The 12,331-nt window shown below is 36.7% G+C and carries 10 protein-coding genes and 3 tRNA genes; 6 read left to right on the top strand and 7 right to left on the bottom strand.

The window, feature by feature from the left end; translation table 11 throughout:
• Window positions 1–8 precede the first annotated feature (8 nt).
• A complete protein-coding gene (locus C9E89_RS03460) occupies window positions 9–710 on the top strand; it encodes a hypothetical protein (RefSeq protein WP_107007035.1) in 702 nt (233 codons plus the stop codon).
• 52 nt (window positions 711–762) lie between these two features.
• Here C9E89_RS03460 and glpD read toward each other — a convergent pair whose 3' ends face one another.
• On the bottom strand, window positions 763–2,283 hold the full coding sequence (gene glpD, locus C9E89_RS03455; protein ID WP_107007034.1) for a glycerol-3-phosphate dehydrogenase: 1,521 nt from the start codon (window positions 2,281–2,283) through the stop codon (window positions 763–765).
• A gap of 332 nt (window positions 2,284–2,615) precedes the next feature.
• On the opposite strand from glpD, the gene C9E89_RS03450 reads away from it, so the two are divergent.
• A complete protein-coding gene (locus tag C9E89_RS03450; RefSeq protein WP_107007033.1) occupies window positions 2,616–3,044 on the top strand; it encodes a hypothetical protein in 429 nt (142 codons plus the stop codon).
• A 36-nt stretch (window positions 3,045–3,080) separates the two neighbouring features.
• Here the strand turns inward: C9E89_RS03450 and C9E89_RS03445 are convergent, their stop codons facing one another.
• Together C9E89_RS03445 and folD are read right to left on the bottom strand one after the other, a co-directional pair.
• Window positions 3,081–3,749 carry a class I SAM-dependent methyltransferase gene (locus C9E89_RS03445; protein WP_107007032.1) on the bottom strand — a complete coding sequence of 223 codons (669 nt, stop codon included), beginning with the start codon at window positions 3,747–3,749 and terminating at the stop codon, window positions 3,081–3,083.
• A gap of 295 nt (window positions 3,750–4,044) precedes the next feature.
• Complete coding sequence (gene folD / locus C9E89_RS03440; protein ID WP_107007031.1) at window positions 4,045–4,893, bottom strand: bifunctional methylenetetrahydrofolate dehydrogenase/methenyltetrahydrofolate cyclohydrolase FolD; 849 nt, start codon at window positions 4,891–4,893, stop codon at window positions 4,045–4,047.
• Window positions 4,894–5,044: 151 nt separating this feature from the next.
• Between folD and C9E89_RS03435 the strand changes: the two genes are divergently transcribed.
• The 4 genes from C9E89_RS03435 (at window position 5,045) to C9E89_RS03420 (ending at window position 6,543) form a co-directional block, all read left to right on the top strand.
• Window positions 5,045–5,118: transfer RNA gene (locus C9E89_RS03435), tRNA-Cys, on the top strand.
• A gap of 9 nt (window positions 5,119–5,127) precedes the next feature.
• A tRNA-Leu gene (locus C9E89_RS03430) sits at window positions 5,128–5,213 on the top strand.
• Between the two features lie 309 nt (window positions 5,214–5,522).
• On the top strand, window positions 5,523–6,254 hold the full coding sequence (locus C9E89_RS03425; protein WP_107007030.1) for a hypothetical protein: 732 nt from the start codon (window positions 5,523–5,525) through the stop codon (window positions 6,252–6,254).
• A 203-nt stretch (window positions 6,255–6,457) separates the two neighbouring features.
• Window positions 6,458–6,543, top strand: a tRNA-Leu gene (locus C9E89_RS03420).
• Between the two features lie 352 nt (window positions 6,544–6,895).
• Here the strand turns inward: C9E89_RS03420 and C9E89_RS03415 are convergent.
• The 4 genes from C9E89_RS03415 to ftsH all read right to left on the bottom strand — a co-directional run bounded on the left by C9E89_RS03415 (window position 6,896) and on the right by ftsH (window position 12,053).
• The gene (locus C9E89_RS03415; protein ID WP_107007029.1) at window positions 6,896–7,210 is read right to left on the bottom strand and encodes a DUF5713 family protein; all 315 of its coding nucleotides are present in this window, start codon (window positions 7,208–7,210) and stop codon (window positions 6,896–6,898) included.
• Window positions 7,211–7,290: 80 nt separating this feature from the next.
• Window positions 7,291–8,886: a vWA domain-containing protein gene (locus C9E89_RS03410; protein ID WP_107007028.1), complete on the bottom strand. Its 1,596-nt coding sequence runs from the start codon at window positions 8,884–8,886 to the stop codon at window positions 7,291–7,293.
• A 279-nt stretch (window positions 8,887–9,165) separates the two neighbouring features.
• Entirely contained in the window at window positions 9,166–10,023 is an 858-nt protein-coding gene (gene folP / locus C9E89_RS03405; RefSeq protein WP_107007027.1) for a dihydropteroate synthase, read from the bottom strand.
• 140 nt (window positions 10,024–10,163) lie between these two features.
• On the bottom strand, window positions 10,164–12,053 hold the full coding sequence (gene ftsH / locus C9E89_RS03400) for an ATP-dependent zinc metalloprotease FtsH (protein ID WP_107007026.1): 1,890 nt from the start codon (window positions 12,051–12,053) through the stop codon (window positions 10,164–10,166).
• Window positions 12,054–12,331: the final 278 nt, after the last annotated feature.

Below are 12,331 nucleotides of genomic sequence, written 5' to 3'. Positions count from 1 at the left end.
TCATTACAATGTTAGAAGAAATTACCACAATACAACCCTATTTAACTTTACTGCCAGACAATGAAGCTGTTTTTGCACCTAAAAGTGCATTTTTAGCCAAGCACTTACTTCCCCTGATTTCAATTGATTTATCTGTGGTCAACCCAAAATGGCAAGGCAAAATTCATTTGATTAATCCAATAGAACCTTATGAATGCTATATAGGTAGTGAAACCACAGAATTTGCAGATGAATTTGCCAATGAAAATTGGTTTATTTTACAATTAAATGATGAAAATCAGTATGAATGGCTCGGCAATCCCAACTACTTCCAACTTGAAAATCCTGATTGTGATGAAGAGTTAAAGCAACATAGCCAAGAAATGCATCAAGATTATTTAGAGCTTAAAGCACGCTTTAAAGAAACAGGGAAAATTATTACACGATGTCAACTTAAATATCCTGATGATGACCCAGTAATTTTACTTGAACAGCTTGGAGGCGAAGTCTCAAGAAGCAATTGGCATACACCAATCAATGAGTATTTCAATGTCACTCATATTAATGAAAAAACAGATGAAGAAATTGAAATTCATGATTATCAAGGGCGACGTTATTATTTTGTCGCATCAGTACCAGGATGGAGATACTGTATACATGGTGCAGATGACATTTTAATATTCTATCAACCTGAAACCAAACGGGTTTTATTTACCTTTGATTGGACTTAATTCATTCTCATTTATTTAAAAAAGAGGTCAGCAAATTACTGACCTTTTCATATTATGCGACATCTTTTTGCAATCTTCTTTCATGCAAGTCAAGTAAATATTCATCCAAAGCTTGCATCTCACTGTCACCAAATTGCAAATACAGCTTTGTTCTACGTTTTAAAATATCTTCACTTGTGACCGCCCATTCATATTCAACCAAATAGTCAACTTCTTGCGCATACAAGCCATGCCCAAAGTCTTGTCCTAGTTCATGAACTGAAGTCACATGATTCAAAAACCTCCAAACTCGTGTGCCATAAGCATGCGCCCATCGACTTGTTGTTTCAGCATCAATACCGATAATTTTATTTTCAATCTCAGTACTTAACACATCAATTGAGATTAAATTTTCAGCACCCGATAATAATGCTTTTTCTGTCCATGATTTCCCCAAGTCTGGAAAAAACTTTTTTAAATGCTCCATCGCAGATTCAGCCAACTTACGGTACGTCGTTAATTTACCACCAAAGACCGATAGTAATGGTGCTTCATTTTCATGCTCTTGTGATAATGACAAAGTATAGTCACGTGTAATTGCAGTAGGATTATCCGACTCATCATCACATAATGGGCGTACACCTGAAAATGTTTGAATAATATCACTTTGCGTTAACTGCATTTTAAAATGATCATTAGAAACATCTAATAAATAGTCAATTTCTTGTTGAGTAATTTCCACCTGATTTGGATCACCCGTGTATTCACGATCTGTTGTACCCAGCAAGGTATATTTTCCTAAATAAGGAATCGCAAATACAATACGTTGATCATCATTTTGCATAATAAATGCCTTATCACCCTGATAAATTTTAGGCACAATAATATGACTGCCTTGAATCAAGCGAATGCCATATTGTGATTTTAAATTTAAATCCTGTTGAATAAACTTGGCTACCCAAGGTCCTGTTGCATTGACCAATACTTTAGCTTGTATTTGGTAAATACCCTGTATATTTTCTAATTCAACAATCCAAACACCATCTTTACGCTGTGCTGATTTACAACGTGTTTGTGTAACAATTTTTGCTCCCTGTTCTCGTGCTTGAATGGCATTTAAAACCACAAGCCGTGAATCATCTACAGCACAGTCTGAATATTCAAAACCACGTGTTATTTCATTTTTTAGTGGGCTATTTTCAGGCTTAAATTGCACGACCTGAGAACCTTCTAGCTTTTCTCTTTTCCCTAAATGATCATAAAAAAATAAACCTGTTCGAATCAACCATGCAGGACGTAAATGAGGTTGATGCGGCATGATAAATCGCATTGGACGGATAATATGAGGTGCTTTAGCTAATAAAACCTCACGCTCTGCCAATGCTTCACGCACCAACCGAAACTCTTTATATTCAAGATAACGCAAACCACCATGAATAAGCTTACTACTCGCCGAAGAAGTATGACCTGCTAAATCGTCTTTTTCACATAAAAAAACTGATAAGCCACGCCCTGCCGCATCATTTGCAATACCAACACCATTAATCCCACCACCAATGACACACAAATCATAAACCGTTAAATTATCTTGCATATAATTCTCCCAAGATGCACATGATGGTTGAGTTGCTGTTCGTAAAATTTAAATTCACATATTTTTAAAGCTCATTTTTACTTTTAATTTAGTTTAAAAATGCTGCATTTTTATAAAAAATGCAAATTTGTTTTAATCCATATCAAATATTTTTATAACATCATCATTTAAAATCAGTGAAATATGCATGATTTATAATTTATTTTCTAAAATAGAAAAAAGAATGAAAAATTTAAAAAAAAATTAACTCAATTGAACAAGCAAATCAGTCATCGTTTAATTGATAGAGCTATGGCATACTTAAAACAACAACAGTGTGGAATTAACTAAACATGAAAAAAATTGGATTATTGGGTTTAGGATTTGTTATTTTAGGGTTAGCAGCTTGTCAAACCACACCACGCCAATTTAATGGTGTAACAGGTTACCAAATCGAAAACCAAAGTGAAAATTCCGCAACTCTTGCATACACATTAGCAGGGCGAGCAAATCAACAAATTGATGCCGACAAATTACAACGTGCTTGTCAAAAAGTTTTAGGCTTAAATAAAACCTATAAAATTTCAGTTTTAAGCACCAATGAAATCGCCAATCCTGCCACTGAATCTGAAGAAAAATATGGTGTTCAATTAGGACATTCACGTACATCTTTAGGCTTATCTAACACACAAAGTGTGAATAGCAGTGAAAATTATGCGACACGTCAAGCACTTGAAACACGTCCAAGCACTTTACATGTCGTACGTTATACCTGTTCTTAATTGTTTATTGAACGTTTGATATAAAATAAGGCGCGATTACAGCGTCTTATAAAAACTTACATTACGAAATTCTTTAGCTTCGTCTAAGTCTGGCCAAGTCGTTGCGCTACGCTCATCTAACTTTTGATAATGAACATGACTAAAGTTTTTCACTCGACTATCCGCCACCCACACTTCTGGGGCAAATTTTAAAAATTCATCTAAGAAAAAGCGATTACATTGATCATATAAGACATCCGCTGCGAGTAAAACATCAACCTGCTCAGCCTTGTATAAATCATCTAAATACTCAAGTTCAACATCATTCAATAATGCATTTTCACGACATGCATCTAGACTGACTTGGTCGATATCACAACAAATGACCCGTTTTGCACCTGCCATTTTTGCTGCAATCGCCACTACACCAGAGCCTGCACCAAAATCAAGCACCACTTTATCTTTCACATGATGAGGTTCTGCCAGCAGCCATTGTGCCATCGCTAAGCCAGAAGCCCAACAAAAAATCCAATAGGGTGTGTCATTCCAAATACGACGAATCACTTCATCATCCAAACGGTCTGTTGGGAAAACAGGTGGAATGAGCCATAAAGAAATTGGTGTTTCAGGCAACTGCTGTGCAAGCAGTTCACAGTTTGGAATTACTTCATGCAAAGCATCGAGTAAGTGTTGTGGGGCTTTTTGAAATTGAAATGTACAGCTCATAAGATTTCTTTTAATTCATTTTAATCTTGAAAATCCCCTCTTCTACTAGGAGAGGGTTAGGGAGAGGTCTTAATTTAATTAATGCCCTCATCCCAACCTTCTCCCTAAGGGAGAAGGAGCATCTCATTATTGTTCACAATGAAATTCCCTCTCCTCTTAGGAGAGAGCTAGGGTAAGGTCTTAATCTCCCCCTAACCTCTCTTTAAAAAGAGGGGAAACTGTTGCAAATTGAAGATTTGCAACTCCTCCCTTTATCAAAGGTGAGAAGCATTGCTTCGCAAGGGGAGGGATTCTATTAACCCAATGCTTTTTCAGCAGCTTCCACAGTTTGACGAATTAAAGTAGTAATAGTCATTGGACCTACACCACCCGGAACTGGTGTATAAGCAGAAGCTACATCTTCAATCCCAACAAGTTGGATATCACCAACACCACCACCTTCACGTGGATGGAAACCAGCATCAACGACAACTGCATCTTGTTTGATCCAATCTTTTTGAATCAATTCAGCCTTACCCACAGCACCCACAATAATGTCAGCTTGCTTGACAAACTCAGCAAGATTTTGAGTACGTGAATGACAAATGGTGACTGTTGCATTTGCTTCAAGTAACATCGCTGCCATTGGTTTACCCAAAATCGCAGAACGACCTACCACAACTGCGTGTTTACCCGCAATTTCAATGTTATTTTCTTTGAGAATGGTCATGATGCCCGCAGGAGTCGCTGAACCATAAGCAGCTTCACCCATTGCCATACGACCAAAACCAAGACAAGTCACACCATCAACATCTTTTTCTAAAGAAATGGCATCAAAACAAGCACGCTCATCAATTTGCGCAGGGACTGGATGCTGCAAAAGAATACCGTGTACATCAGGATTAGCATTTAATTTTTCAATTTCAGCCAATAATTGCTCAGTTGTGGTTTCTGTACCCAATTCAACTTTAAGAGAGTCCATACCTACACGACGGCAAGCATTACCTTTCATACGAACATAAGTTGCTGAAGCACCATCATCACCAACCAAAATCGTCGCAAGAATTGGGGTACGACCTGTTTTTGCTTTCAACGCTTCAACGCGAGTTAACAAGTCAGTTTCAATTTGTTTTGCCAATGCACGACCATCTAAAACTAATGCCACGGCACATCTCCAAGGTAGATATGAATCAATTTTGCAAATAATACATGATTATTTAGACAATTTTATTCTATATGCTGATTTTATGTGCATACGAATAAATATAGTATTGTTTTTTTTTCAAAGGTTGCTAATATGTGCATCACCAAGACACGGTGGGATGGCAGAATGGTGATGCAGCGGACTGCAACTCCGTAAATGCCGGTTCGATTCCGGCTCCTACCTCCAATCTTGTAAGCCCGAGTGGTGAAATCGGTAGACACAGGGGATTTAAAATCCCCCGCCCACAAAGCGTGCCAGTTCGAGTCTGGCCTCGGGCACCATTTTAATACTTCTTGAAATGGTGCAATAAAGAACCCTGCAATATGCAGGTTTTTTTATGCCTAAAATTCCTCAACTTCTATAACCTTCACCCAAATTATAACAAAACACCTACTAAATCATTGAAATACAATTATTATATAGCCATCTTAAAGCCACTATATTTATTTTCTGTATAATCATTTTTTAAAATCAGTAATTATCGACAATCTCTTGCCCTCATTTCTATTCAACACGTACAATATTCACCGACCAATCTTTCTAATTTGATAAGAAGCTATTTCTACCCGATTTAACTTCTCATGAGCAATATGAGCAAAACCCAACAGACCGCACTCTATTTACAGCAATTAGAAAAAAAGTATCCTCAAGCTTTTAAACGCAACTATTTATTTTATAGTCAGATTAAAACCAGAGGGATTTTGGATGAATTACGCGAACTCATTCCTTGGGTTCTTGCTGCCATGATTTTTATCAGTATTGATTTTGCATTAGGTAATTTCATCGAAACTCATTTTCATCAATTTGATGCAACACAATCTAAAGGTATTGCGATTCTGGTCATCATGCTATTTTTTATGTTGATTGTTCCTTTAATCATTAAACAAATGAAACATAGCTCAACCCATTTATACCAACAGTTTAAAAATGTACCGCTGAAACTCGCGATTGTCATTATTATACAAACCATTAATATTGCTTTTATACAAAGTATGTTTTTACAAGGCGTTCTATTTTTCTTTGCACTTAGCTTTGGCTTTGTTAAATTTTACAAAGAAAATATGTTCAAAGCACATACCAGCACCATTGAATACTATTATTTGCAACAAGTTCGTCGTGCTTGCTTTTGGTCATATAAACAAGCCCTAAAGACCAAATCAAAATTAAAGCTTGCTAAAAAAGGCTCACCAGAAGCCAAAAAATCACAAGCCCAACTGAGCGAATATCTTGAATTACATATCAGCCTATTAAAATATGAAAATGAATTGTGTAAAAACTATAAATTCATTGATTTAGATGCTTATATGGATAGCTTAATGTAAACAAAACTCACCTATACATCAAAATACGCCATCTAATGCAGCAATAAAAAATGAATAATCCCATATAACAATAAGCGAATTTTTAAAAAATTAAGCAAAAATGCTGTTTTTTAAATCAGATACTTTCGAATTGATTGAAAATAAAGCAAATAATCATAAATATACTTGCCAAGTTTTATTTTGTTCTTTATTATTGCGCTCATGCCCGAGTGGTGAAATCGGTAGACACAGGGGATTTAAAATCCCCCGCCCACAAAGCGTGCCAGTTCGAGTCTGGCCTCGGGCACCATTTTAATACTTCTTAAAATGGTGCAATAAAGAATCCTGCAATATGCAGGTTTTTTTATGCCTGAAATTTTATCATTTATTTCTGGTGTATTTCAATTATTCCCATTTTCGCTATTTAACATCTTCACTCTATTCAATTTTAATCAAAATGAATAAGGCAAGATATTCTCATCAAAGAAAAGCTGAATTGAATGAATAAGAAAAAATGATCAACACAACAATATAAAGCAGTTCAGTGTAACTGTGATTTTATGAATGGTATTTAAGAGAAGTTTTAGTGTAAAAGACCACTTTCATAGAGCTGAAAATGAGTTTAAATCAATCAGTAAAATTTAAAAAAAATAAAGAGCGGATTACCACTCTCTATTTGAAATTAATTCTTCCATTTCAACATCCATATAACCTTGATCTTGCGCCACCATCATCATTGCTTCCGCAATATAATCTGCCGCAGTATCATCTAAAGATGAATCAAGATCTTCAAACTGTGGTTTCATTTTATTAATTTCCACTACAGTTTTATGTGCCACATGATAAAGTTCATCATCACTTAGGCTTGATTTTGCAATTTTTTTTGCAAAACCTTCAATGACCTGTTTGACCTCAGCAACCAAAATATCTGGATAATATTCATCGTCAAACATAGGGAGAAGTAAATCGTTAAACATATGAACCTAATATTTAGCATTCGTTAAGCGCATCTATATAACATAATGCATACAAAACAACAAACTTCTCCCTGCATAAATTAAGATGCTCGATTCACTTGTTGCACTGTAGGTTTATCAGAACTTAAGCTTTTTGCCTTTTTCAACAAGCCAATAAATTCATCTTTCAAACCAAATTCATCAGGTTGCTGAGCTGACTGTGCCAGTTGCAAAATATCATTCCAACCCATTGAGCCACCATATTTACTGCCAGTGAGTTGCTGTCCATAACTTGCAACGGCAAGCGCAAAACGCGTATCACCACTCGCCTGAGTTAATGGCTTAGATGATGCAGAAATAGGTTGAGTTAATAAAATACTTTTTGCTTGATTTGGTAATTTATAACGTAAATTTAAATAAGCATACTCCGTCTTACTTCCCTGTGCTTTTGCCTCATTTTGATAACGAGAATCAGCCAACCAACCTTTTTGACCTGTTGGAATAATTTCATACAAAGCAGTCACTGTATGTCCAGCTCCGATATCACCTGCATCAACCTGATCATTATTAAAATCCTCTTGCTTCAACATACGATTTTCATAACCAATCAAGCGATATTCTTTTACTGTGGCAGGATTAAACTCAACTTGAATTTTTACATCTTGAGCCACTGTTGCCAGTGTTGAACTGAGCTGTTGTTTTAATACCTTCTTCGCTTCATTTTCATTATCAATATAGCTATAGTTCCCATCACCAGCATCCGCTAATTGCTCCATAAGCTGCTCATCATAATTACCACGACCAAAACCTAAAGTCGTAAATGAAATACCTGTTTTGCGCTTCTCAGCAATCATATTTTTTAAGGTATCAAAATCTGTAATCCCCACATTAAAATCACCATCTGTAGCAATTAAAATACGGTTAATCCCATTTTGAATAAAAGATTTTTGCGCCTCTTTATATGCCATTTGAATCGCACTTTCGCCCGAGGTAGAACCACTTGCCGAAAGGTCATTTATGGCATTTAAAATTTTGCTTTTTTCATTTCCCGAAGTTGGCTCTAGTACAACCTCCTCATGTCCAGAATACGTAATTAAAGTCACTTTATCCTGAGGACGAAGCTGCTCAGTTAAAATTGTTAAGGTTTTTTTAACTAAAGGTAACTTTTTCTCTTCGTCCATACTGCCTGAAACATCAACTAAAAATACCAAGTTTGCAGGGGGAAGCTGTTTTTGATCAATATTTTTAGCCTGAATCCCGATACGAATCACTTTTGCATTGGCTTGCCAAGGTGAATCTACGGTTTCAGTATTGACCAAAAATGGATGTTGACCTGTAGGCTGTGGATAATGATAATTAAAATAATTGATCATCTCCTCTACACGCACTGCATCTACAGGCGGCAAGGTTTTGTCTTGTGTCAGGAAACGTCGTACATTGGCATAACTTCCAGTATCTACATCAGCACTAAATGTTGACACAGGCTCTTTTGCAACAATTTTTACTGTATTTTGTTCATTTTTTTGGTAGTTTTCAGTATTTCCCTCAGAACCATAGGCTTCTGCTTCTACAACCGCATCTGCTGCGACGACTTCTGTAGCTGCCATATCACTTGCTGGTGCTTCGGTTTTTTTAGAACACCCTGACAGTAGTACAGTCATCATTGATGCTACTAAAATTGTGTATTTCATTTTCATCACTCAATCCTCAATTCAAATTTTGTAATTTTTCTGATTTATATCGATATACTTCATTTGTTATATTATAACATTAATGTATTTTAGCAATATGAGACTTGAATTTGGTTGACATGATTTTATAGTCATTTTGTAATTTTAAAATTAACCATAAATATCAAATACTTAAATAAATAAAACACAAATTATCAAACCTAAAAATCCCAAAATAAAAAACACAACAAGAACTGTGTTCTCATTGTGTGAAATTTTATAACTATTTTAAGCAAAATTTAAAAATTAAGTTGCAGCTGCTAAAGTTGCTTGCCATACCAATATCGCTTCATGCATCGCTTTTACATCATGTGCACGCACCATACATGCGCCCTGCTGAATACTCATCAGATGTGCAGTAACACTCCCAACCGCACGATTTTGCGCATCTGCTCCACCTAATGCCTCACCAATAAAACGCTTACGTGAAAGTGCAGAAAGTATTGGATACCCCATTTCATTTAACTTATACAGTTCATTCAATAGTTTTAAGTTTTGCTGAGCATTTTTTGCAAAACCAAAGCCTGGATCAATCATAATATTTTCAGGTTTCACACCTGCATCTAAAGCATCCGCTACACGTTGTTTTAACTCATAGATGACATCGGTTGTCACATCTTGATATTGATCCAAATTATTCATCGTGGTCGGCTCACCACGCATATGCATAATGATCACAGGAATGTCCAAATCAGCCGCGACTTGTAAAGCATGAGGTCGTGTTAATGCACGTACATCATTCCAAATATGCGCACCTGCTTGAACGGCTGCTTTAATCACTTCAGGTTCAGAAGTATCAATTGAAATAACAACATCTAATTTTGCCAATGCTTGCACAACAGGAATGACTCGCTGTAACTCTTCCTCAATAGAAACAGGAGAAGCACCCGGTCTTGTTGATTCTCCACCAACATCAATTACAGTTGCTCCATCCATAATCATTTGTTGAGCAAATGCAATCGCCTGTTCAACTTCATTATGCATTCCTCCATCACTAAACGAATCTGGTGTGACATTTAAAATCCCCATGACATGTGGTTTAGATAAATCTAATGTCAAAGTACCACAATTTAAAACTCGTTGAGTTAAGGGTATCAACTGCATAAGAACACTCCATTTTTACATTGCTATATTCTAACAAGTTCACTCCTTAAAATACTGAAATGTTTTACACCCTATAAATAATTTAAATAGAATAAAAAAAGAGCCTCTAAATAGAGACTCTTTTAACCATCATCAACATATTAATTTGCTGGTAATGGTGGAGGTGTTGATGGACCATTATTTGGAGTTACATCAATGACTGGATTTTCAGCAATATAAACTTTTGGTGGTTGTGGTTCACGACCTTCCATAATGTCACGGATTTGATCACGATCAATCGTTTCCCATTCCATCAAAGCTTTTACCATTGCGTGTGCGATATCTTTATTATTTTCAAGAATCTCACGTGCAACTCGATACTGTTCATCCAAAATACGACGTACTTCCTGATCAACCATTTGTTGTGTTGCTTCAGAAATTGTACGACTACCTACATTACCAAAGAAGCCATTTTGATTTTCATCTTCATAAACCATTACGCCCATTTTCTCAGACATACCGTACTTCGTAACCATTGCACGTGCCATTTTCGTTGCACGTTCAAAGTCATTTGAAGCACCAGTCGACATTTGGTTAATAAATACTTCTTCAGCAATACGACCACCAAAAAGAATTGAAAGTTCATTCAACATCTTATCTTTATAATGGCTAGTTTGATCATGTTCAGGTAACTGCCAAGTTACTCCCAAAGCCCAACCACGCGGCATAATCGTTACTTTATGCACAGGGTCTGTACCTGGAAGAATTTCAGCAACAATCGCATGACCTGCTTCATGGTAAGCAGTTGCACGACGTTCTTCTTCACGAATCACCATAGACTTACGTTCAGGACCCATGTAGATTTTATCTTTAGCATCTTCAAAGTCATGCATATCGACAGTGTTCTTGTTACGACGCGCAGCGAATAACGCTGCTTCGTTCACAAGGTTTGCCAATTGTGCGCCTGAGAAGCCAGGCGTACCACGTGCTAGAACTTTAACATCCACACCTGTTACAGAAGGCAATTTCTTCAAGTGAACATTTAAAATTTGCTCACGACCTTTGATGTCTGGAAGACCTACCATCACTTGACGGTCAAAACGACCTGGACGTAGTAAAGCTTTATCGAGTACATCTGCACGGTTTGTCGCAGCAATAACGATAATACCTTCATTGCCTTCGAAACCATCCATTTCTACAAGCATTTGGTTCAACGTTTGCTCACGTTCATCGTGACCACCACCTGTACCTGAACCACGGTGACGACCAACTGCATCAATCTCATCAATAAAGATGATACATGGTGCATGGCGTTTTGCTTGTTCGAACATGTCGCGCACACGTGATGCACCCACACCCACAAACATTTCAACGAAATCAGAACCTGAGATACTAAAGAATGGTACTTTTGCCTCACCTGCAATCGCTTTTGCAAGTAAAGTTTTACCTGTACCCGGAGGACCAACCATCAACACGCCTTTAGGAATTGTTGCACCTAAGCGTTTGAATTTTGCTGGATCCTTTAAGAAATCAACAATTTCAACAACTTCTTGTTTTGCTTCGTCACAACCTGCAACATCTGTAAATGTTACTTTGATTTGGTCTTCTGAAAGCATTTTTGCTTTTGACTTACCAAAACTCATTGGACCATTTTTACCGCCTGCGCCACCACCCATGTTGCGCATAAAGAACATGAATAACAAAATGATTAAAAGCACAGGGAAGCTTGCGATAAGAAGCTGCATCAATAAACCTTGACGCTGAGGTGCAGTACCTTCAACAACAACGTTATTTTTGATTAGAGTAGGCATCAATTCAGGATCTTGAACCGCAGGACGGATACTTTCAAAATCTGAACCATTGGTTTTTTCGCCACTTATTCTTTCACCATCAATAGTGACTTGTTTAATCTGACCTGCATTAACCGCTGTAACAAACTCAGAATAGTTCATTGCTGCAGGCTTATTGCGGTCACTAATGTTACTGAAAATTAAAATCAGCACACCAAGTATCACAAGCCACAAGACGGCGTTTTTGAAGAGATCGCTCAAAGCTTTATTCCCATATCAATCTAATTTGACCATGCCCATAGAGGGTGATCCTAACAAAAAAGCGAGTAATGAATTTCGCAATAAATTTTAAAAACGTACAAAATGCACAATTTTTAACAACTTGGCAAGAAGACTTATTGACAATTCATACATGAATTACACGATTCATTTCAATTTTTTTCAAGAATGCCTTTCAGGTGCATAATGTTATCTCATTATTCAACCGATACAGCTTTCATGAAACAATTTCAAACATAACACATGCATAAGAAAATGCT

Origin of the sequence: Acinetobacter sichuanensis, assembly GCF_003024515.2 — a bacterium.
Classification (GTDB): Bacteria; Pseudomonadota; Gammaproteobacteria; order Pseudomonadales; family Moraxellaceae; genus Acinetobacter; species Acinetobacter sichuanensis.
Note: the sequence above shows the minus strand (reverse complement) of the source record. Positions and strands in the feature narration are given on the sequence as shown.